Origin of the sequence: Rhodococcus sp. HNM0569, from assembly GCF_012726205.1 — a bacterium.
GTDB lineage: Bacteria > Actinomycetota > Actinomycetes > Mycobacteriales > Mycobacteriaceae > Rhodococcus_F.
Map to the genome: position 1 here is coordinate 133080 of NZ_JAASAE010000002.1, position 20962 is coordinate 154041.

Annotated in this window: 22 protein-coding genes; 18 read left to right on the forward strand and 4 right to left on the reverse strand. The window is 67.8% G+C overall.

The window, feature by feature from the left end:
• The first annotated feature begins 21 nt into the window (after positions 1-21).
• The 6 genes from rpsE to map all read left to right on the forward strand — a co-directional run bounded on the left by rpsE (position 22) and on the right by map (position 4205).
• A complete protein-coding gene (gene rpsE / locus HCA44_RS02975; protein ID WP_169647052.1) occupies positions 22-663 on the forward strand; it encodes a 30S ribosomal protein S5 in 642 nt (213 codons plus the stop codon).
• On the forward strand, positions 663-842 hold the full coding sequence (rpmD, locus tag HCA44_RS02980) for a 50S ribosomal protein L30 (protein WP_169647053.1): 180 nt from the start codon (positions 663-665) through the stop codon (positions 840-842). Before rpsE ends, rpmD begins: the two co-directional genes overlap by 1 nt.
• Before the next feature lie 2 nt (positions 843-844).
• Positions 845-1285: a 50S ribosomal protein L15 gene (gene rplO, locus HCA44_RS02985; RefSeq protein ID WP_169647054.1), complete on the forward strand. Its 441-nt coding sequence runs from the start codon at positions 845-847 to the stop codon at positions 1283-1285.
• 259 nt (positions 1286-1544) lie between these two features.
• Positions 1545-2858, forward strand: a complete 1314-nt coding sequence (gene secY / locus HCA44_RS02990; protein WP_169647055.1) for a preprotein translocase subunit SecY — start codon at positions 1545-1547, stop codon at positions 2856-2858.
• The gene (locus HCA44_RS02995) at positions 2855-3400 is read left to right on the forward strand and encodes an adenylate kinase (protein ID WP_169647056.1); all 546 of its coding nucleotides are present in this window, start codon (positions 2855-2857) and stop codon (positions 3398-3400) included. The genes secY and HCA44_RS02995 overlap by 4 nt, the downstream gene beginning before the upstream one ends.
• Before the next feature lie 7 nt (positions 3401-3407).
• Complete coding sequence (gene map, locus HCA44_RS03000) at positions 3408-4205, forward strand: type I methionyl aminopeptidase (protein WP_169647057.1); 798 nt, start codon at positions 3408-3410, stop codon at positions 4203-4205.
• A 16-nt stretch (positions 4206-4221) separates the two neighbouring features.
• On the opposite strand, the gene dtd is transcribed toward map, so the two are convergent.
• Entirely contained in the window at positions 4222-4671 is a 450-nt protein-coding gene (gene dtd, locus HCA44_RS03005; protein ID WP_169647058.1) for a D-aminoacyl-tRNA deacylase, read from the reverse strand.
• Between the two features lie 290 nt (positions 4672-4961).
• On the opposite strand from dtd, the gene infA reads away from it, so the two are divergent.
• From infA to HCA44_RS03055, 10 genes are all read left to right on the forward strand, one after another.
• Positions 4962-5183, forward strand: a complete 222-nt coding sequence (infA, locus tag HCA44_RS03010; RefSeq protein WP_003418601.1) for a translation initiation factor IF-1 — start codon at positions 4962-4964, stop codon at positions 5181-5183.
• Positions 5184-5267: 84 nt separating this feature from the next.
• On the forward strand, positions 5268-5381 hold the full coding sequence (gene rpmJ / locus HCA44_RS03015; protein ID WP_005207978.1) for a 50S ribosomal protein L36: 114 nt from the start codon (positions 5268-5270) through the stop codon (positions 5379-5381).
• A 194-nt stretch (positions 5382-5575) separates the two neighbouring features.
• On the forward strand, positions 5576-5944 hold the full coding sequence (gene rpsM, locus HCA44_RS03020) for a 30S ribosomal protein S13 (RefSeq protein ID WP_169647059.1): 369 nt from the start codon (positions 5576-5578) through the stop codon (positions 5942-5944).
• The gene (gene rpsK, locus HCA44_RS03025) at positions 5944-6357 is read left to right on the forward strand and encodes a 30S ribosomal protein S11 (RefSeq protein ID WP_169647060.1); all 414 of its coding nucleotides are present in this window, start codon (positions 5944-5946) and stop codon (positions 6355-6357) included. Before rpsM ends, rpsK begins: the two co-directional genes overlap by 1 nt.
• 22 nt (positions 6358-6379) lie before the next feature.
• Complete coding sequence (gene rpsD, locus HCA44_RS03030) at positions 6380-6985, forward strand: 30S ribosomal protein S4 (RefSeq protein ID WP_169647061.1); 606 nt, start codon at positions 6380-6382, stop codon at positions 6983-6985.
• Positions 6986-7087: 102 nt separating this feature from the next.
• Positions 7088-8149, forward strand: coding sequence for a DNA-directed RNA polymerase subunit alpha (locus HCA44_RS03035; RefSeq protein ID WP_169647062.1), 1062 nt, complete (start codon positions 7088-7090; stop codon positions 8147-8149).
• A gap of 32 nt (positions 8150-8181) precedes the next feature.
• Positions 8182-8736: a 50S ribosomal protein L17 gene (gene rplQ, locus HCA44_RS03040; protein ID WP_169647063.1), complete on the forward strand. Its 555-nt coding sequence runs from the start codon at positions 8182-8184 to the stop codon at positions 8734-8736.
• 66 nt (positions 8737-8802) lie between these two features.
• A complete protein-coding gene (gene truA, locus HCA44_RS03045; RefSeq protein WP_169647341.1) occupies positions 8803-9618 on the forward strand; it encodes a tRNA pseudouridine(38-40) synthase TruA in 816 nt (271 codons plus the stop codon).
• A gap of 62 nt (positions 9619-9680) precedes the next feature.
• Entirely contained in the window at positions 9681-9908 is a 228-nt protein-coding gene (locus HCA44_RS03050) for a helix-turn-helix transcriptional regulator (protein ID WP_169647064.1), read from the forward strand.
• 4 nt (positions 9909-9912) lie between these two features.
• Positions 9913-10479 (forward strand): NAD(P)H-dependent oxidoreductase, encoded by a 567-nt coding sequence (locus tag HCA44_RS03055; protein ID WP_169647065.1) that lies wholly within the window; start codon positions 9913-9915, stop codon positions 10477-10479.
• 14 nt (positions 10480-10493) lie between these two features.
• Here HCA44_RS03055 and eccE read toward each other — a convergent pair whose 3' ends face one another.
• Positions 10494-12179 (reverse strand): type VII secretion protein EccE, encoded by a 1686-nt coding sequence (gene eccE / locus HCA44_RS03060; protein ID WP_169647066.1) that lies wholly within the window; start codon positions 12177-12179, stop codon positions 10494-10496.
• Between the two features lie 116 nt (positions 12180-12295).
• Between eccE and eccB the strand changes: the two genes are divergently transcribed.
• The gene (eccB, locus tag HCA44_RS03065) at positions 12296-13774 is read left to right on the forward strand and encodes a type VII secretion protein EccB (protein ID WP_169647067.1); all 1479 of its coding nucleotides are present in this window, start codon (positions 12296-12298) and stop codon (positions 13772-13774) included.
• 122 nt (positions 13775-13896) lie between these two features.
• Here eccB and mycP read toward each other — a convergent pair whose 3' ends face one another.
• On the reverse strand, positions 13897-15228 hold the full coding sequence (mycP, locus tag HCA44_RS03070; protein WP_346764552.1) for a type VII secretion-associated serine protease mycosin: 1332 nt from the start codon (positions 15226-15228) through the stop codon (positions 13897-13899).
• A gap of 20 nt (positions 15229-15248) precedes the next feature.
• Positions 15249-16721: a type VII secretion integral membrane protein EccD gene (gene eccD, locus HCA44_RS03075; protein WP_169647069.1), complete on the reverse strand. Its 1473-nt coding sequence runs from the start codon at positions 16719-16721 to the stop codon at positions 15249-15251.
• Between the two features lie 248 nt (positions 16722-16969).
• Between eccD and eccCa the strand changes: the two genes are divergently transcribed.
• A complete protein-coding gene (gene eccCa, locus HCA44_RS03080) occupies positions 16970-20962 on the forward strand; it encodes a type VII secretion protein EccCa (protein ID WP_169647070.1) in 3993 nt (1330 codons plus the stop codon).

A 20962-nucleotide genomic window follows, 5' to 3' on the forward strand; every position in this document is an offset into this window, starting at 1 on the left:
CTCTCACGGAAGGACAGCCTGATGCCGGGACGTCAAAGGCGTGACGGCGGAAGCGGACCCGCCGGACAGAATGGCCCCAACAGCGGGGACAACCGCGGTGGTCGCGACCGCCGCGACAACCGTCGCGACAACGCGGCGGAGAAGTCGAACCACATCGAGCGCGTTGTCACGATCAACCGCGTGTCGAAGGTCGTGAAGGGTGGTCGTCGCTTCAGCTTCACCGCCCTCGTGATCGTCGGCGACGGCAACGGCCTCGTCGGTGTCGGCTACGGCAAGGCCAAGGAAGTTCCCTCGGCCATCCAGAAGGGCGTCGAAGAGGCTCGCAAGAACTTCTTCCGCGTGCCGATGATCGGCAGCACCATCACGCACCCTGTCCAGGGTGAGGCTGCTGCCGGTGTCGTGCTCCTGCGTCCGGCGAGCCCCGGTACGGGTGTCATCGCCGGCGGTGCGGTTCGCGCCGTGCTCGAGTGCGCGGGGATCAACGACATCCTGTCGAAGTCCCTCGGCAGCGACAACGCGATCAACGTCGTGCACGCCACCGTGGCAGCGCTCAAGCAGCTGCAGCGTCCCGAGGAAGTCGCGGCTCGCCGTGGCCTCGCGCTCGAGGACGTCGCGCCTGCCGGCATGCTGCGCGCTCGTGCCCAGGCCGGGAGCGTGAAGTAATGGCGCAACTCAAGGTCACCCAGATCAAGAGCACCATCGGCACGAAGCAGAACCAGCGGGATTCGCTGCGCACGCTCGGTCTCAAGGGCATCCGCAAGTCGGTGGTTCGCGAGGACGACGCGCAGAACCGCGGTCTGATCAACGTGGTGCGACACCTCGTCACTGTTGAGGAGGTCTAACCATGACCATCAAACTGCATCACCTGCGTCCTGCGCCCGGCTCGAAGACCGAGAAGACTCGCGTCGGCCGTGGTGAAGGGTCGAAGGGCAAGACCGCGGGCCGCGGTACCAAGGGCACCAAGGCTCGCAAGAACGTCTCCGCCGCCTTCGAGGGTGGACAGATGCCGCTGCACATGCGTCTGCCCAAGCTCAAGGGCTTCAAGAACCCGAACCGCGTCGAGTTCCAGATCGTCAACGTCGGCGACCTCGCGCGCCTGTTCCCCGAGGGTGGACAGATCACGGTTGCCGATCTCGTGGCGAAGGGTGCGGTTCGCAAGAACCAGCCCGTGAAGGTTCTCGGCGACGGCGAGCTGTCGGTGGCCGTGCAGGTCTCCGCCGACAAGTTCACCGGCTCGGCCAAGGAGAAGATCACCGCCGCGGGTGGTTCCGCCACCGAGCTGTGATCGACACGTACTGACACGACAGCCGCAGTACAGCCTCGCGCTGTACTGCGGCTGTCCGTGTTTCACGCACTCGCGCCCGGCATTTCACGCCGGTGCACACGCGCCGATCGAGGCCCCCACGACGGGCGTCCCAGCGGACGTTTCCCCGTCCACTGTTAGAGTTTGAGAGTTCACGCCGTACCCGGCGGGCTGATGGCCGCGCACCACGCCGCGACTACCTGCCCCATGCCACCCCGCCACCCGCCAGCCAGGAGGATCTTTGCTTTCCGCCTTCGTCTCGGCCCTCAGGACCCCGGACCTGAGGCGGAAGATCCTCATCGCGCTGGGTCTGGTCGCGCTCTACCGCATCGGTGCGCTCATCCCGTCGCCCGGTGTGGACTACGGCAATGTCCGGCAGTGTGTCGACCAGCTGTCCGGTGGCGACCAGGCGGGCATCTACTCGCTCATCAACCTGTTCTCGGGTGGTGCGCTGCTGCAGCTGTCGATCTTCGCGATCGGCATCATGCCGTTCATCACCGCGAGCATCATCGTCCAGCTGCTCACCGTCGTCATCCCGCGGTTCGAGCAACTGCGCAAGGAAGGCCAGGCCGGCCAGGCGAAGATGACGCAGTACACGCGTTATCTCGCGGTCGCCCTCGCGGTCCTGCAGTCGACCGGCATCGTCGCGCTCGCCGCGCGCGGCCAGCTGCTGCAGGGCTGTCAGGAAGAGATCATCGCGGACAAGTCGATCTTCGGCCTGGTGATCATCGTCCTGGTCATGACCGCCGGCGCCGCGCTCGTCATGTGGTTCGGCGAGGTCATCACCGAGAAGGGCGTCGGCAACGGTATGTCGCTGCTCATCTTCGCGGGCATCGCGTCGCGCCTGCCGTCCGAAGGCAAGAACCTTCTCGACAGCCGTGGCGGCCTCGTGTTCGCGCTCGTCATCGTCGTCGCGCTGGTCATCATCGCAGGCGTCGTGTTCGTCGAGCAGGGCCAGCGCCGGATCCCCGTGCAGTACGCCAAGCGCATGGTCGGCCGCAAGATGTACGGCGGCTCGTCGACCTACCTGCCGCTCAAGGTCAACCAGGCCGGCATCATCCCGGTCATCTTCGCGTCGTCGCTGCTGTACCTGCCGAATCTCATCGCCCAGCTGACCGGTGCCACGACCGATCCCGACCCCAGCTGGTGGCAGCGCATCGTCAACGAGTACCTGGTCAACCCGAACAATCCGGTCTACATCGCGATCTACTTCGCGCTGATCGTCTTCTTCGTGTTCTTCTACGTCGCGATCACGTTCAACCCGGAGGAACGTGCCGACGAGATGAAGAAGTTCGGCGGCTTCATCCCGGGCATCCGCCCCGGACGGCCCACCGCCGACTACCTCAACTACGTACTCAACCGCATCACGGTGCCCGGCTCGATCTACCTCGGTCTGATCGCCGTGCTCCCGCACTTCTTCCTGTCCGGTAGCCAGACGACGAGCAGCATCTTCGGCGGTGCCGCCGTCCTGATTCTCGTCAGTGTCGCGCTCGACACTGTCAAGCAAATCGAAAGTCAGCTGATGCAGCGCAACTATGAAGGGTTCCTGAAGTGAGACTTGTTCTGCTGGGTCCTCCCGGTGCCGGTAAGGGCACCCAGGCCGCTCTCCTGTCGGAGCACTTCGGTGTCCCGCACATCTCGACGGGCGATCTCTTCCGCGCCAACATCGGCCAGAAGACGGCGCTCGGCCTCGAGGCGAAGAGCTACATGGACGCGGGCGAACTCGTCCCGGCAGAAATCACCAACAAGATGGTGAAGGAACGCCTCGCGGAACCCGACGCCACCAACGGCTTCCTGCTCGACGGGTTCCCGCGCTCGGTCGGACAGGCGCAGGCGCTCGAATCGATCCTGCGCGATCTCGGCACCTCGCTCGACGCGGTCGTCTCGTTCTCGGTCGACGAGGACGTCGTCGTCGAGCGGATGCTCGCGCGCGGACGTGAGGACGACAAGGAAGACGTCATCCGCAACCGGCTCCGGGTGTACCGCGACGAGACGGCCCCGCTGCTCGACTACTACAAGGACACGGTCGTCACGATCGACGCGGTGGGTGACGTCCAGGACGTCTTCCAGCGCGTCCTCGACGCGGTCGCGAAGTAGCGGGCACATGGGCTTCGGGCGTAAGCGCAAGGTGGTGCCGTTCCGCACCGAGGGCGAGCTGGACGCGATGGCGGCTGCCGGTGCAGTCGTCGGGCGTGCGCTCGTCGCCGTGCGCGACGCCGCGAAGCCCGGTGTCAGCACTCTCGAACTCGACGAGGTGGCCGAGTCCGTGATCCGCGGTGCCGGCGCGGTGCCGTCGTTCAAGGGGTACCACGGGTTTCCCGGCTCGATCTGCTCGTCGGTCAACGACCGTGTGGTGCACGGCATCCCGTCGGCCGACGACATCCTGCGCGACGGCGACCTCGTGTCGATCGACTGCGGTGCGATCCTCGACGGCTGGCACGGCGACTCCGCGTGGACGTTCGGTGTCGGTGCGCTCGGCGAGGCCGACCAGCAGCTGAGCGCCGCCACCCGCACGTCGATGGAGGCGGGGATCGCGGCGATGCTGCCGGGCAACCGGCTCACCGATGTCTCCCACGCCATCGAACTCGGCACCCGCGCCGCGGAGAAGCAGGACGGCCGCCGTTACGGCATCGTCGACGGCTACGGCGGTCACGGCATCGGCCGCGAGATGCACATGGACCCGTTCCTCGCGAACGAGGGTGCTCCCGGCAAAGGTCCGCAACTCGTCGTCGGTTCCGTGCTCGCGATCGAACCGATGCTCACTCTCGGCACCGAGGACACCGTGGTTCTCGACGACGACTGGACCGTCGTCACCGCGGACGGCACTCGGGCAGCGCACTGGGAACACACGGTCGCCGTCACCGAGAACGGTCCGCGCATCCTCACGCTTCGGCCGGAGTAGTCGCCGGCGGCGTCGGTCACACCTCGACGAGAACCGTGAACGGTCCGTCGTTGACCGACTCGATCACCATGTGTGCGCCGAACCTCCCGGTCGCGACGGTCGCCCCTCGGTCGCGCAGTTCGGCGACGACCGCGTCGACCAGCGGCTCCGCGACCGCGCCCGGAGCGGCGTCCGACCACGACGGTCGCCTGCCCTTGGCGGTGCGTCCGTACAGCGTGAACTGGCTGACGGCGAGGATCGGCGCGTCGACATCGGAGGCGCTCTGCTCGGGAGAACCGGGTCCGGCGCCGTCGAGGATTCGTAGCGTCCAGATCTTGCGGGCCAACTCGGCGGCCTCGCCGGGGCCGTCGGTGTGTGTGACACCGACATAGGCAAGCAGGCCCTGACCGATGGGGGAGATGCTGCCGACGACCTGGCCGTCGACGGTGACCGAGGCCGACACGACTCGTTGCAGTACTGCGCGCATGCCGAGGATGATGGTGCACCGGGGTCGTCCCGCGGCGGCCGACCCCGGCTATTTGGCCTGGTCGGGCATTTGCCGTAACATGGTGAGTCGGTGCGTCCTGCGCGCCGGTTCTTTGCGTGTCGAAGGCCTTCGCAAGTAGAAGGCCTCGAAGTCGCTTGCAGGCCCTCACGGGTCGTGGGCGACCGGCGTCGGCAAGCGTGTTCCGGTCGCTGTTCGCGTCACAGTAACGGATGACATGCACCAAAGGAAGACGGGCAACCGGCCCGTCGCCGACACGGATCGCGGAGGATATGGCTAAGAAGGACGGGGCCATCGAGGTCGAGGGCCGAGTAGTCGAACCACTGCCGAATGCGATGTTTCGCATCGAGCTGGAGAACGGCCACAAGGTTCTGGCACACATCAGCGGAAAGATGCGTCAGCACTACATTCGCATCCTCCCGGAAGACCGCGTCGTCGTGGAGCTGTCGCCCTACGACCTCTCGCGCGGTCGCATCGTCTACCGGTACAAGTAAGTCTTTCCGGTCCGGTCCGGATCGGAAGTCAGTGTCCGCCGTGCTCGCGCGCGGTGGCCACCACACAACAGGAGATCAGAAGACGTGAAGGTTCAGCCGAGCGTCAAGCCGATCTGCGAGAAGTGCAAGGTGATCCGCCGGAACGGGCGGGTCATGGTGATCTGCGAGAACCTGCGTCACAAGCAGCGCCAGGGCTAGATCACTGCCTCCTCGAGGTTCAGCTTGGCAACAAGCAATGAAGACCTCCCAGCACCAGCCGATGTGAACGGCCCGCACGGGCAGCATCGGTCGACCCCCGGCACGGAGGCCGGGGCCCCACCTGAGTTGGTTGAAAGACGTTCACAGGGGACGGACTGGGAGCAGACCTCCGCACACCGAATAGGAAATGCCACATGGCACGTCTGATGGGTGTCGATCTTCCCCGCGAGAAGCGGATGGAGATCGCACTGACCTACATCTACGGCATCGGCCGTACGCGTTCGCACGAGATTCTCGCGGCGACCGGCGTCAGCCCGGACCTGCGAAGCAAGGACCTCGGCGACGAGGACCTGACGAAGCTCCGCGACTACATCGAAGAGCAGTTCCGGGTCGAGGGTGACCTGCGTCGTGAGGTGCAGGCCGACATCCGCCGCAAGATCGAGATCGGCTGCTACCAGGGCTTGCGCCACCGTCGTGGTCTGCCCGTTCGTGGACAGCGCACCAAGACCAACGCGCGCACCCGCAAGGGTCCGAAGCGCACTGTCGCCGGAAAGAAGAAGTAATGCCTCCCAAGTCACGTAGCACCGGTCCGAAGAAGACCCAGAAGGCGCGCCGCAGGGACAAGAAGAACGTCCCGCACGGCGCCGCGCACATCAAGAGCACCTTCAACAACACGATCGTCTCGATCACCGACCCCACGGGCAATGTGATCTCGTGGGCGTCGTCGGGCCACGTCGGCTTCAAGGGCTCGCGTAAGTCCACCCCGTTCGCCGCGCAGCTCGCCGCCGAGAACGCCGCCCGCAAGGCTCAGGAGCACGGCGTCAAGAAGGTCGACGTCTTCGTCAAGGGCCCGGGCTCCGGTCGCGAGACGGCGATCCGCTCGCTGCAGGCCGCCGGTCTCGAAGTGGGCACGATCTCCGATGTCACCCCGCAGCCGCACAACGGTTGCCGTCCGCCCAAGCGGCGCCGCGTCTAACGGGAAAGGAAGGTAATAGAACATGGCTCGTTACACCGGCCCCGTTACTCGCAAGTCGCGTCGTTTCCGTGTCGACCTCGTCGGAGGCGACCAGGCGTTCGAGCGTCGCCCCTACCCGCCCGGCCAGCACGGCCGCGCGCGGATCAAGGAGAGCGAGTACCTGCTCCAGCTGCAGGAGAAGCAGAAGGCTCGCTTCACCTACGGCGTCATGGAGAAGCAGTTCCGTCGCTACTACGAGGAAGCGGTCAACCGCCCGGGTAAGACCGGCGAGAACCTGCTGCGCATCCTCGAGTCGCGTCTGGACAACGTCGTCTACCGTGCCGGCCTCGCCCGCACGCGTCGCCAGGCACGCCAGATGGTCACGCACGGACACCTTCTCGTGAACAACAAGAAGGTCGACATCCCCAGCTACCGCGTCTCCCAGTACGACATCATCGATGTCAAGGAGAAGTCGCTGGCGACGCTGCCGTTCCAGATCGCCCGCGAGACCCAGGGCGACCGCCCGGTCCCCGGATGGCTGCAGGTCGTCGGCGGACGCCTCCGGATCCTGGTCCACCAGCTTCCCGAGCGCGCGCAGATCGACGTTCCGCTCCAGGAACAGCTCATCGTCGAGTACTACTCGAAGTAAGACCCTGTCGTTCGTGGGCATCGCGCCGCGGTGCCCACGGGCGGCGAAGGTCTTTCCCCATTCGTGGGCGTCAAATAGCGGGCGCCCGTACAGGAGGAAACAATGCTCATCTCGCAGCGACCCACGCTGACCGAAGAGGTCATCGCTGACAACCGTTCGAAGTTCGTCATCGAGCCCCTCGAGCCTGGCTTCGGGTACACCCTCGGCAACTCGCTTCGTCGCACCCTGCTGTCGTCGATCCCCGGCGCGGCCGTCACCAGCATCCGTATCGACGGCGTGCTGCACGAGTTCACCACCGTCCCCGGAGTGAAGGAAGACGTCACCGACATCATCCTGAACCTCAAGGGCCTCGTGGTCAGCTCGGAAGAGGACGAGCCGGTCACGATGTACGTCCGCAAGCAGGGACCGGGCGAGGTCACCGCGGGCGATATCGTGCCGCCTGCCGGTGTCGTCGTGCACAACCCGGATCTGCACATCGCCACCCTGAACGACAAGGGCAAGCTGGAGATCGAGCTCGTCGTCGAGCGCGGTCGCGGCTACGTCCCCGCCGTCCAGAACAAGGCGACCGGCGCCGAGATCGGCCGCATCCCGGTCGACTCGATCTACTCGCCGGTGCTCAAGGTGACCTACAAGGTCGAGGCCACCCGCGTCGAGCAGCGCACCGACTTCGATCGGTTGATTCTCGACGTCGAGACGAAGAACTCGATCACTGCGCGGGACGCGCTCGCTTCGGCGGGCAAGACCCTCGTCGAGCTCTTCGGCCTCGCCCGTGAGCTGAACGTCGAAGCCGAAGGCATCGAGATCGGACCCTCGCCCGCCGAGGCCGATCACATCGCCGCTTTCGGGCTGCCGATCGAGGATCTGGATCTCACGGTTCGGTCCTACAACTGCCTCAAGCGCGAGGGTGTCCACACCGTCGGCGAGCTGGTCGGTCGCACCGAGTCGGATCTGCTCGACATCCGCAACTTCGGGCAGAAGTCGATCGACGAGGTCAAGGTCAAGCTGCACTCGCTCGGCCTTTCGCTCAAGGACAGCCCCGCGTCGTTCGATCCGTCCACCGTGGCGGGTTACGACGCAGCCACCGGCACGTGGAGCGACACCGACAGCGGTTCGTTCGGCGACGCCGACGGCAACGAGGACTACGCCGAGACCGAGCAGCTCTAAAGCAGTTCACGGTCCTTTACTAGGAGAACATCATGCCCAAGCCCAAGAAGGGTGCCCGCTTCGGCGGGTCGGCTTCGCACCAGAAGGCGATCTTCGCCAATCTGGCCACCGCGCTCTTCGAGCACGGTCGCATCACCACCACGGAGGCCAAGGCCAAGGCCCTGCGTCCGTACGCCGAGAAGCTCGTCACGCACGCGAAGGCCGGCACTCTCGCCCACCGTCGTGAGGTGCTGAAGGTCATCCGCAACAAGGATGTCGTGCACACCCTGTTCGCGGAGATCGGTCCGTTCTACGCCGACCGCGACGGCGGCTACACCCGCATCGTCAAGACGGTGCCCCGCAAGGGTGACAACGCTCCGATGGCGATCATCGAGCTCGTCAAGGAGAAGACCGTCACGTCCGAGGCCGACCGCGCTCGCCGTGTGAAGGCCTCCAAGCCTGCAGCGGACGAAAACGTCGTGGAGGCTGTCGAAGCCGACGCGACCGAGGCAGAGGTCGAGAACGCCGACGCCGTCGTCGAAGGCATCGAGGAAGAGACCGCCTCGGCCGCCGACGCTGCGGATGCCGAAGCCGACAAGAAGGACTAGTTCTTCTTGAGCTCGACACACGCTGTACCGAACGAGCCCGCCGTCCACGACGGCGGGCTCGTTCGTTTGCGTCTCGACGTCGCGTACGACGGCACCGACTTCTCCGGATGGGCACGTCAGGACGGGCTACGCACCGTATGCGGCGAACTCGAGGAGAAACTCGGTGCGGTACTGCGCGTGCCGCTGCAGCTGACCGTCGCCGGCCGCACGGACGCCGGGGTCCACGCGACGGGCCAGGTGGCCCACGTCGACGTCCCGGCCGACGCGGTGCCCGAGGAGCCCGCCAGGCTGCTCCGCCGGATGGCCCGCTTCCTGTCGCCCGATGTCCGGCTGACCGGCATCGGGATCGCACCCCCCGACTTCGACGCACGCTTCTCGGCGCTGCGGCGCCACTACGAGTACCGGGTCACCACGGCGCCGTACGGCGCCGAGCCGCTCCACGCACGCGACACGGTCGCGCATCCGCGCCCGCTGGATCTCGACGTCGTCCGACAGGCGTCCGACCGGCTCATCGGCCTGCACGATTTCGCCGCATTCTGCAAGCGGCGTGAAGGCGCCACGACGATCCGTGACCTGCAAAGGTTCTCGTGGCACCAGGACGGCGACCTCTTCACCGCCGCTGTGAGCGCCGATGCATTCTGCTGGTCGATGGTGCGCAGCCTCGTCGGTGCCGTGCTCGCCGTGGGTGAGGGCCGACGCCCGGTGAGCTGGATCGACGAGCTGCTCACCGAGACATCGCGGTCCAGTGCGGTGCTCGTGGCGCCGGCCAAGGGGCTGTGCCTCGTCGGCGTCGACTACCCCGACGACCGCGACCTCGCCGCCCGCAATGCCACCACGCGCGATGTCCGCACGACCACCGGGTGCTGCGGAGACGCGTCGTGAACGGTCCCACATCGCGGGAGCCGGGGCAGACGCGGTCACCGGGGTTGGCTATGGTGTCCGGCATGCCTCGAGACGAGTGGGCCGGGTTCGTCCGCGGACAACTGCAGGCCACAGGGATGACCTATACGCAACTTGCGGGTGCGCTCGGCATCGCGCCGCAGTACGTGCTCGATTGGATCAACGACGCGCCGCGCGCCGGCGCTCAGCCCGCGCTGGTCGTGCGTGCCACGGCACGCGCGCTCGGTGTTCCGACGTCGTCGGCCTTGTCGGCGGCCGGCTACCCTGCCTGATCCGATGACCGACGACGCGCGGATCCGCCTCGCGGTCGTCGTCGCGTCGACGCGGCCACAGCGCGTCGCCCCGCGCGTTGCGGCGTGGTTCACCGATCACGCGCACGCACACGACGATGTCGAGGTCTCGACGATCGACCTCTGCGACTATCCGCTTCCGGCGGACCTCTCGCCGTCCGAAGCGGGGGAGCGTCTTCGCCGCCGCGTCGCGGAGTCCGATGCATTCGTGGTCGTCACTTCGGAGTACAACCACGGCTATCCGGCATCGCTCAAGACGGCGTTCGACACCGTGAAGCACGAATGGCGGAGCAAGCCGGTCGGTTTCGTCTCGTACGGCGGTATGGCAGGCGGCGCTCGTGCCACCGAGCAGCTGCGCCAGGTCGCGGTCGAGCTGCACATGCTGCCCGTCCAGCAGACCGTCGTCCTCGCTCGAATCCGCCGTGCGTTCGACGAGGCCGGGCGATTGCACGACGACGTCGCGGACGATCACGCACGCGACCTGCTCGCACAGCTGCACTGGTGGGCGGGGGCGGTGCGACTGCGCACCGAGCGGAGTTCGTACCCGGGCTGAGCCGGCGAATCGATTCAGTACTGGTAGTCGGCGTATTCGTCGTCGAGCGAGCGCGGGTGCCCGATGAAGGCCGTCTCGGACGAGATGGTGACCAGCATGAGCCCGATGCTGCTGCCGCCGGTGGACAGCGTGATTCGATCGCCGATCGCGTCCGGCTGCACGATAGACAGGTCGGGCGCCGCGGACGGCCACTGCGACGGATCCGCGTACAGGTAGATACCGGTGACACCGGCGCGAGGTGGAAGGGCGCTGACCCCGTCGAACACGACGGTGTTGAACATGTTCTCCGACTGAGGATGAACGCCCGCGATGCGGAGGCGGTCGGGTGTCGCGATCGAGTCGATGAGCGACGCCCACGCTTCGGGACGGTCGGTGTGGATGAGCACGCGGGCGCCGGTCGCGACGGCGCGGAACACGAGCTGCTGCGCGAGGTACAGCTCGCCCGCGACGTACACACTCGAGACGCCCGGGCCTGCGATGCGCGCCGCGATACCGTTGCCGTGGTCGTCCGACCCGATCAACTGGCCGCAGCCCGCAGGTACGAGGCCCAGCGACGACACACGGTGCGCCTCGACCGTGCCGAGCGGCATGACCGACTCGAGCTCCGGGACGGCGAGCGGGAGATTCGCGAGCAGTGCGTCGCGGTGCCGACCACTCATCGACACGAGGCCCGGCTCGCGCAGTGGCTCGGGGAGGGTGCGGCTCGTGGACCGGCTCGCAGCGCCGACCAACACCGTTCCGGGATCGGCGCCGGGCCGCAGACGCACGGTGACCGTGGTGCCGAGGCTCGCAGGCGCCCACAACTTGGCGAGGAGATCCTTGCCGAGCGCCCGCGGCTCGATGCTGTAACCGGTGTTGCACACGCCCGGCAGGGGAGCGTGCTTCCACGTCTGCGTCAGGGTGGTCGGGTCGACGCCCCGGCTGACGTGCAGCGCGGCCGTCTCGACTTCCGCAGCGGTCAGGATGCGGGATCGACAACCGGCGTCGGCGAGTGCACGGACGAGTCGCGTGGCCGCGACGGTGACGGCGCGTGCCGTGCCTTCGGCGCCGCCTCCGCGGCTCGCGACGGCCTCGGCATTGTCGGACGCGTCGAGGCGCAGCGCGAGCCACACCATGCGGGTCGCGGTCGCCGGGAGCGGGCCGATGAGGCGCTCGTACACCTCCGTGGCGGGCGTGCCCGACGCGGCACGGTAGCCGTGGCTGATGATGTCGATGCCGCTGAGCGTGATGTCGTGCTGGTGCAGGCACGACACGATCGCGTCCGTGGGGAGAAGGTGCGTCGAGACGAAGCCGTCACGGGTGATCTGGGTGAGACTGCCGACAGGAGGGAGGACTTCGACGACCGCGACGACTCCGGTACCGCTCCAGCACAGGCCCACCGACTGGCCGGTGCCGGCCTGGAAGTCGACGACCTGCGGAGGCTGGTATCCCGGTCGGGTGAGATAGCGGTAGCCGGTGGCGAGCCAGTCGAGCAGCGACCATCCGCGTACGCGGACGAGTTGAACCGCGGTGAGGACGAGCCAGCACGCCAGCGCCGCCCACCAGGGCGCCCCGGCGAGGGCGACGATGCAGGCGACGACGACACCGACGGCCTGCGCGACGACGACCTGCGACGGAACGATCCGTCGATCCGTCGGGCTGGAATGGGTGCGCGCGCGTGGTCCGGTATGCACGCGAGACTCGGCATGCGAAACAGACATCGAATACTCCCCCCGGGACTCCCACGTCGACGCACACGGCGACCCGCGCGCGGCAATGGATGTTGTGGAAACTGTACTGTGTCCCTCCGAGTGCTGTGCAGCAAGGGGGAGGGATCATGGCTTCGACGCCCACGACTCGATGGCAGGTCAGCGGGTACCGGTTCCTGGTACGCCGCATGGAACACGCGCTGGTGCGGCGCGACGTGCGCATGTTGCACGATCCGATGCGTTCGCAGTCACGGGCGCTCGTCGTCGGGGTGGTCGCCGCGAGCGTCGGTCTCGCCGGCTGTGGCGTGCTCGCCTTGTTCAAGCCGCAGGACAAGATCGGCGACGCGTCGATCGTCGTCGGAAAAGAGTCGGGCGCAATGTATGTCGCCCACCAGGACACTCTCCGGCCGGTGCTCAATCTCGCGTCCGCGCGGCTCATCCTCGGTCAGGCCGACGATGCCGCCGTCGTGAGCGACAGCGAGATCGAGTCGCGTCCGCGTGGGGCGCTGGTAGGTATCCCCGGCGCACCGTCCTCGCTGCCCGAGGGCGGCGACTCCCCGTGGACGGTGTGCGACACCGTCTCCGGAAGTGGCGCGGGTTCGGTGTCGTCGACGTCGGTGCTCGTCGGGCAGCCCACGCTGGGCAGCGGCGACCGCATGCTGGCGGGATCGCAGTCCTTCCTCGTCGAGAACCGCGGTGTCTCGTATCTCGTGCACGACGGCAAGAAGGCACGTATCGACATGAACGATTCGGTCGTCACGCGCGCGCTCGGCATCGAGGGCCACGAACCGCGCGCTGTGAGCACCGGCCTGCTCAACGCGCTGCCCGAGTCGGCGCCGATCGTGCCGCCTCAGGTCCCTGATCGGGGCGAGCACCCCGAGTTCGGTCAGTTCGGCGATCGGAAGATCGGCTCGGTCGTGCAGTCGTCGGACGGACAGGGCACGCAGTACTACGTGATTCTGCGCGACGGCATCCAGAACATCGACCGCGCCGCCGCACTCATCCTGATGAACACGGCGTCCTACGGCGAGGAGACGATTCCGAGCGTGACGCCGGACGCGACCGCCCGTGCGCCGCAGGCGTCGCAGCAGCTGGCGCTCGATTCCTTCCCGTCCGAGCTCCCCGAGATCGTGGACGCGAAGGACAGCCCGGTCGGCTGCCTGTCGTGGAAGCCGCTCGAGAAGTCCGAGTCGGAGAACGCGGATGCCGCCGAGGTGTCCCTCGTCGCCGCGCGGTCACTGCCGATCGGCACGGACGCGCACACCGTCGACCTCGCGCAGCAGGACGGTGCGGGTGACAACGCCGACAACGTGTGGGTGGCTCCCGGCTCGAGTGGTTTCGTGCAGTCGACCGGAATCGAGCCGAACAGCACCCGGCGTGCGGCTACCTTCTTCGTCGCGGATACCGGTGTGCGCTACGGCATCTCGGACGAGAACCAAGGCGAAGCGCGCAAGGCTCTCGGTGCGCCGGATTCGCCCGCACTCGCACCGTGGCCGATTCTCGACCTGCTCGCGCCTGGGCCCTATCTGTCGAAGAGTGCCGCCGAGCGCGCACACGACGGTATGAGCCTCGATCTCGATTCGGTCGGGATGGCGTCGGGAGGCTGAGAGCCGCTGACCAACGGCGAATGCCGGTGCGGCACACCGCCGCACCGGCATTCGTGTCTCGACGGTCGGAGAGAGGCGTCAGGCCCCGACCCTGGCCGGATCGGGACCTGATCGTCGCGTGGTCAGCGGTCGGCGCGACTACGAAGAATGCGCCGCAGCGGATACGACGCGAGCACTCCGATCGCGAACACCGCGGCGAGCGCGCCTGCTCCCACGAGTGCCACCGTGCGCGGCCTCGTGTCCGGCGGCACCTCGGGCGGAAGGGCGGCGATCTGGACCGAGCGCGGCGCGTCGACCCGCGCCTTGTCGGTGGGCAACTCGGCGGTCACGGCTGCGAGCGGATCGACGACGCCGTAACCGACGTACGGGTTCCATCCCTCGGCGGGCGCATGCGCCGTGGCCTTGACGCGGTCCATCACCTGCCGTGCGTTGAGCTCCGGATGCTGCTGGCGCACCAGGGCGACCGTGGCGGCCACGAGCGGCGCCGAATAACTCGTGCCACCGCCGATGGACGTCAGCCCGTCGCCGCGTGGTGCCAGGGATGTCATGTTCGAGCCCGGCGCCGCGACGTCGACCCACGGCCCACCGAGGCTGAAGGCGCTCGGTGCGCCGTTCTCGTCGACCGAACCCACAGTGAGGACGAGGTCGTCGTACCACGCAGGCGACGCGATCTGGTTGACCGAACTCCACGACTTCCCGCCCGGTGTGGTCGGATCGACGCCGGGGTTCTGGTTCTGGCACGGATTGCCGTTGCCGGTGTTGCCCGCCGCCGCCACGACCACGACGTTCTTGACCTCGACCGCGTACTGGAGCGCCGACCCCACGTAGGAATCCTGCGGCCCGATGCCCTCGGCGGCGGTCTTGCAGGCCACCTCGGAGATGTTGATGACTGTCGCGACGTCGGCGGCTTTGCGAATCGCCTCCGCCATCGTGTTGAGGTCGCCGAATCCGTTGGGCACGACCTGCGCGACGTCGTCCTGCTGCCCGCCGCGTGCCTTCGGTGCGAAATGGCTGCTCGACTGCCGGATCGAGACGATCCGGGCATCGGGTGCGCCGCCCGTGAAGCCGTTCTCGTACCTCGGCTGGGCCGCGATGAGACCTGCCACTGCGGTGCCGTGTCCGTCGCAGTCGTCGAGCCCGCTCTGGCCCGCCACGAGGTCGCCGGCGTCGGCGAGCTGGGGGAGTCGAGGATTGGGTGAGACCCCGGTGTCGATCACGGCGACGGTCTGGCCACCACCACGAGCGAACGGCCACACCGACTCGAAGTCCATCGTGCGCTGTGCCCAGGGACGGGTGCCGGAATCGGGCGATCCGCCGTCCTCGGTGCACAGCACGCGGTGTTCGCCGACGTCGCTGCGCGGCGGCATCTGGCCGGGCACCACGGGAGCGGGTTCGACCGCCCCTGCAGGCGCGGACGCGAGACCGATCGTGAGCGCGGAGAGGCCCGAAGCCACGATCGTGCGACCGGCGGCCCTCACAGCCCGCGCATGAGCAGGTAGAGGCCGGTGACCCAGCACACGAGCGGGATCACCGACGCGATGAATGCGAGATCGAGCAGCTCGGCCGCACGGCGCATGACCGGCGAGAACGACTGCTGCGGAACGACGAAACCGAGCGTGAGGGCGCCGATGACACACGCGAACGCGATCGCGTACACGCCGATCGCGTACAGCGACGACGTGAGGGCCGCGCCCGCGAGAAGCACGGTGAGCAGGACGATGCCACCGCCCACGAGCGGGGCGGCTTGCTTGACGCTGCTGTATGTGCGGCCGCGGAAGAGCAGGACCACGGTGCACGAGAGCGCGAGACACACTCCGGGCCAGTAGACCTCGCCCGCGTTCTCGCCGCGCGCCGCGAGTGCGGCGCCCGCGACCGTGAGGATCGTGCCTGCGAGGACCAAGCCGGTCAGGTAGTTGCGGGCGCGGGCCGCGCGCTCGGTGAGTGCGTCGAACGACAGGGTGCGGCGCTCGTCGTCGGGATCGTCCTCGGACGGATCGACCGATGTGCCGGGCGCAGGTACGGGCGGCAGCGGGATCTTCGCGAACAGGATCGAGATGCGGGCCGAGAGCGCGAGCACGATGAGACCGCCCGCGGCGACACCTGCCCCGACCTCATGAGTGCCCGCGGCGTCGAACAGAGTCGCGACGAGCGCCGCGATCACCGTGACCGACGCGACGACGGCGGCCGTCGTGAAGGTCGTGAGACCGACTCCCGACAACCGCACCGCGAGCACCGAGGTGACGGCCACCAGTGCCGCGCCGAGCAGCACGTGCGGGGCGCCCGGGTCGCCTGGCACGAACAGCATGCCCGCGGCGAGGGCCGGGGGAATGGCGCACGTGCCGAGCACGAGCGACGACGCCGCGTCGGCGTAGACCCGGCCGGTGACGGCGCCCGCGACGAGGAACAGCAGCGCGGTGACGAGCGTCGCGATCGCGGCGACGAAGCCGTTCTCGCCTGCCTCGGACCACACCAGCGCGAGGGAGGACATCGTGCTGAGCGCGAGTGCACCGATCGAGCCCAACCGGCGCGCCCATGCCGGCGACCATTCGCGGTCCTTGTCGGCATCCGCCAACGCGACGCTGTACATGATGTCGTCGAACAGCGGTGGTGGCGCGGTGTTGTCGGCGCTTTCGAGGACGAGGAGATCGCCGTCGCGGATGCCGTGCTCGTGCAGCGTCAGCGTCGACGACAGCGGTGCCTGGCCGATCTTCGCGAGAACCCATTCGCTCGGCTCGTACTGCTCGGCCGAGTGGTCGAAGTCGTTGTCGCGGTGGTGATTGCGGATCGTGTCGACGATGCCCGGAATCAGGATCGCCAACGGCACCGCGAACGGGACCGCCAGGTCCACCTGGGAATGTTCGGACAGAATGGTCAGCCTGCACAGGTCGGCGGCGACGCTCTTGCGTCCGGTCTGTGCGTGGCGTGACTCGTCTCGCGTGATGGTCAAAACTCGCTCCCCCGGGTATGCGACGCGTGAAACCCCACCGGCGTCCACTCGATGATCACCGGGCACGATACGTCACGGGCGGCACGAATCACTACCTGACCGGTCCGCCGGCGACGGTTGTCGGCCGCATGGGTTAGTCTCTCGGCAGCCGACATGCGCGTGCAGGGGGAGCTCCGCCTCCGGCGACGCCCACGGCGGCGCGGGGACGTCGGCAAGCAGAGACAGTTCTTGTTGGGGGGAACCATCCAGTGAGCACAATTCGCTTCGTTCGCAAGGCACGGCGCGAGGTCCCGCGCATCCCGGGCGGCGAAGTCAGCCTGCAGGCGCCGCCCGAGATCCCTCGGCTGGTGCCCGGCAACCTGCTGATGAAGCTGTTGCCGCTCGTCATGGTTGTGGCGATGGTCGGAATGATGGCGCTGATGTTCACGTCGGGCATGGCGCGCAGCCCGATGGCGATGCTGTTTCCCGTCATGATGATGGTGTCGATGCTCGGCATGCTCGCGGGCGGCGGCCGCGGCGGCCCGAAGGCGTCCGAGGCCAACGAGGACCGCAAGGACTATCTGCGCTACCTGGACCAGCTCCGCAAGGACGTGGGCGAGACAGCCGATCAACAGCGCACCTCGCTCGAGTGGAGCCATCCCGAACCCGGCCTGCTGTGGACGCTCGCGGGCACCTCCCGCATGTGGGAACGCCGCACGTCCGATCCCGACTACTGCCATGTCCGCGTGGGCAGGGGCAGTCAGCGACTGGCCACCCGGTTGATCGCTCCCGAGACCGGCCCGGTCGACGATCTCGAACCGGTCGCCGCGGTCTCGCTGCGCCGCTTCGTGCGTACCCACTCCGTGGTCCCCGACCTGCCCACCGCGGTCTCGCTGCGCGGTTTCGCCGCGATCTCGATCGACGGCGACCGTCGTACGGCGCGCTCGCTGGTGCGGTCGGTGGTGATGCAGGCGTGCACCTTCCAGGGCCCGGACAACCTGCTCGTCGCGGTCGTGTGCGGTCCGGACACCGCAGCCGAGTGGGAGTGGGCCAAGTGGCTGCCCCACGCGCAGCATCCCGATGCCGTCGACGGCGTGGGCACGTCCCGCATGATCTACGGATCGATCCTCGAACTCGAGTCCGCGCTCGGTCCGATGCTGTCGATGCGCGCACGCTTCTCCCGCAACGCCCCGGCCACGCCGGGCGTACCGCAGATCGCGATCGTCGTCGACGGCGGAATCCTCGAAGGCGAATCGGGACTGATCACCGACGGCGGCGTCGACTCGGTCACGGTGCTCGACATCAGCCACTTCTGCCCGCGCCTCACCGCGACCCGCGGACTGCAACTCGTCGCTCAGGAGACCGGCCTGGGCGCACGCAGCGCGGCGGGCGTCGAGGTCTTCGCCGAGCCCGATCTCATGAGCGCGCACCGTGCCGAAACTCTCGCGCGCAGGCTCGCGCCGTATCGGACGCCGTCGCAGACGGTCGTCGACGTCGACGACGAGGACGCGCCGGTCCAGACGTGGGGTCAGATGATCGGCGTCGGCGACCTCGCACGCCTCAACCCCCAGCATGCGTGGCTACCGCGGCACGGCCGCGACCGCCTCCGGATCCCGATCGGTGTCGGTGTCGACGGCAATCCGGTCGAGATCGACCTCAAGGAGTCGGCCGAGAACGGCATGGGTCCGCACGGCCTCTGCATCGGCGCCACCGGCTCCGGCAAGTCGGAGTTCCTGCGCACCCTCGTACTCGGTCTGATCGCGACCCACTCGCCCGACGCGCTCAACCTCGTGCTTGTCGACTTCAAGGGTGGTGCGACCTTCCTCGGCCTCGAGGATGCCCCGCACGTCGCGGCGGTCATCACCAACCTCGCCGAAGAGCTCGCGATGGTCGACCGCATGAAGGACGCACTCGCAGGCGAGATGAACCGTCGCCAGGAACTGTTGCGGGCGAGCGGCAACTTCGCGAATGTCACCGAATACGAGAAGGCTCGCCAAGCCGGGGCCGATCTCGATCCGTTGCCGGCACTGTTCATCGTCGTCGACGAGTTCTCCGAACTGCTCAGCCAGCACCCCGATTTCGCGGATCTCTTCGTGGCGATCGGCCGGCTCGGCCGCTCGCTGCACATCCACCTGCTGCTCGCGAGCCAGCGCCTCGAAGAAGGCAAGCTGCGCGGCCTCGACAGCCACCTGTCGTACCGCATCGGCCTGAAGACGTTCTCGGCGAACGAGTCCCGCACCGTGCTCGGCGTTCCCGATGCCTACCACCTGCCCGCGAGCCCGGGCGCAGGCTATCTGAAGTGCGACTCGGCCGAGATCGTGCGTTTCCAGGCGTCCTACGTGTCGGGCATCTACGAAGGCGGCGGGGGAGAGCACTTCGATCCGGCGGTGCACGAGTCGGCGGACTCGCGCCCGAAGGTGTTCACCGCAGAACCGGTGGCGCTCGACGTCGTCGAGGTGATCGAACAGCCGACGCTGCCCGCGACCGAGCCGGTCACCGAGACGCGCACCACGATCGAGGTGGTCGTCGACCGGATCCGCGGCGCGGGCAATCCGGCCCACGAGGTGTGGCTGCCTCCGCTCGAGGCCGCCCCGAGCCTCGACATCATGCTGCCGCGTTCGGTGCTCAACGAACAGCCGCCTGCACACAGCACGCTGCGCGCGCCGATCGGTATCGTCGATCGCCCCTACGATCAGCGCCGCGATCTCCTCACGGTCGACCTGTCCGGCTCCGCGGGCAACATGGCCGTCGTCGGCGGCCCACAGTCGGGCAAGTCCACGGCGCTGCGCACGCTGATCATGTCGCTCGCGCTCACCCACACGGCGCAGCAGGTCCAGGTGTACTGCCTCGACTTCGGCGGTGGCACGCTCGCGGGTCTCGAGGGTCTGCCGCACGTCGGCTCGGTCGCCAACCGGCTCGACGTCGACCGGGTTCGCCGCACCGTCGCGGAGATGACCACCATCATCCGTACGCGCGAAGAACGCTTCCGCGAACTCGGCATCGAGTCGATGGCCGAGTTCCGCAGGCTGCGCAGTGGCGACCCCCAGGCGAGCGCCGCCGCGCACGGCGCGGCGGAGGACGCGTTCGGCGACGTGTTCCTCGTGATCGACGGTTTCGCGAGTATCCGTCAGGATTTCGAGGCGCTCGAGCAGCAGATCACCAACCTCGCGGCGCAAGGCCTGTCCTACGGCGTCCACCTCGTGATCGGCATCTCTCGGTGGGGCGAAGTACGGCCCGCACTCAAGGATCAGCTGGGCACGCGCATCGAGTTGCGTCTCGGCGATCCGTCCGATTCGGATCTCGGTCGCAAGACAGCCGTACTGGTTCCGGAAGGGCGACCCGGTCGTGGCATGACCCGCGAGGGGCTGCACCTGCTGATCGGTCTGCCCCGAATCGACGGCAGCTCCGAGGTCACGGATCTTGCCGCGGGCGTCACTTCGGCCGTGGCCGCCGTCGGCGAGGTCACTGTCGGCCGGGCGCCGCGCGTGCGCATGCTGCCCGATCGGTTCGGTCGCGCAGAACTCGTCCATGCGGCCAACGGCTGGCCGAGGGGGCTCGATGCCGAGCGCAAGAGCCTGCGCTTCCCGATCGGTCTCGACGAAGCCAATCTCGCGCCTGTATTCCTCGACTTCGCCGATCAGCCGCACTTTCTCGTGTTCGGCGACAGCGAATGCGGCAAGACCACATTGCTGCGCAATATCGCCGAGGGCATCATGGCGTCCAACACGCCGCAACAGGCCAAGATCATCATCGGCGACTACCGCCGCACGATGCTCGGTGTGGTCGAGACAGACCACCTCGCGGCCTACGCGCCGTCGTCGGAGATGTTCACGACGAATATGAACGATCTCGCGCACATCCTCCGCTCGCGCATGCCGAGCCCGGACGTCAGCCAGCAGCAGTTGCGCGATCGTTCGTGGTGGTCCGGGCCCGAGATCTACGTTCTCGTCGACGATTACGATCTGGTCGTCACCTCGAGCGGCAACCCGGTCGCGGCCATCGTCGAGTACCTGCCGCATGCCAAGGACATCGGGTTCCACCTGATCGTCGCGCGGCGGTCGGGTGGCGCGGCGCGTGCGCTCTACGAGCCCGTCATTGCACGCATGCGTGACCTGGTGTCGGCCGGCCTGGTCATGAGCGGCTCACGCGACGAGGGCAACCTCATCGGTACGGTCCGCGCCAGCGCGATGCCACCGGGGCGGGGCACGCTCGTCACGCGGCGGGGTACGGGTCTCGTTCAAATCGCCGCGATCTCGGAGTGA

Bases quoted from the DNA above. Each gene is read 5' to 3' on its own strand.
- rpsE (WP_169647052.1), top strand. From the start codon at position 22: ATGCCGGGACGTCAAAGGCGTGACGGCGGAAGCGGACCCGCCGGACAG.
- rpmD (WP_169647053.1), top strand. From the start codon at position 663: ATGGCGCAACTCAAGGTCACCCAGATCAAGAGCACCATCGGCACGAAG.
- rplO (WP_169647054.1), top strand. From the start codon at position 845: ATGACCATCAAACTGCATCACCTGCGTCCTGCGCCCGGCTCGAAGACC.
- map (WP_169647057.1), top strand. From the start codon at position 3,408: ATGGGCTTCGGGCGTAAGCGCAAGGTGGTGCCGTTCCGCACCGAGGGC.
- dtd (WP_169647058.1), bottom strand. From the start codon at position 4,671: ATGCGCGCAGTACTGCAACGAGTCGTGTCGGCCTCGGTCACCGTCGAC.
- infA (WP_003418601.1), top strand. From the start codon at position 4,962: ATGGCTAAGAAGGACGGGGCCATCGAGGTCGAGGGCCGAGTAGTCGAA.
- rpsM (WP_169647059.1), top strand. From the start codon at position 5,576: ATGGCACGTCTGATGGGTGTCGATCTTCCCCGCGAGAAGCGGATGGAG.
- rpsK (WP_169647060.1), top strand. From the start codon at position 5,944: ATGCCTCCCAAGTCACGTAGCACCGGTCCGAAGAAGACCCAGAAGGCG.
- rpsD (WP_169647061.1), top strand. From the start codon at position 6,380: ATGGCTCGTTACACCGGCCCCGTTACTCGCAAGTCGCGTCGTTTCCGT.
- HCA44_RS03035 (WP_169647062.1), top strand. From the start codon at position 7,088: ATGCTCATCTCGCAGCGACCCACGCTGACCGAAGAGGTCATCGCTGAC.
- rplQ (WP_169647063.1), top strand. From the start codon at position 8,182: ATGCCCAAGCCCAAGAAGGGTGCCCGCTTCGGCGGGTCGGCTTCGCAC.
- HCA44_RS03050 (WP_169647064.1), top strand. From the start codon at position 9,681: ATGCCTCGAGACGAGTGGGCCGGGTTCGTCCGCGGACAACTGCAGGCC.
- HCA44_RS03055 (WP_169647065.1), top strand. From the start codon at position 9,913: ATGACCGACGACGCGCGGATCCGCCTCGCGGTCGTCGTCGCGTCGACG.
- eccE (WP_169647066.1), bottom strand. From the start codon at position 12,179: ATGTCTGTTTCGCATGCCGAGTCTCGCGTGCATACCGGACCACGCGCG.
- eccB (WP_169647067.1), top strand. From the start codon at position 12,296: ATGGCTTCGACGCCCACGACTCGATGGCAGGTCAGCGGGTACCGGTTC.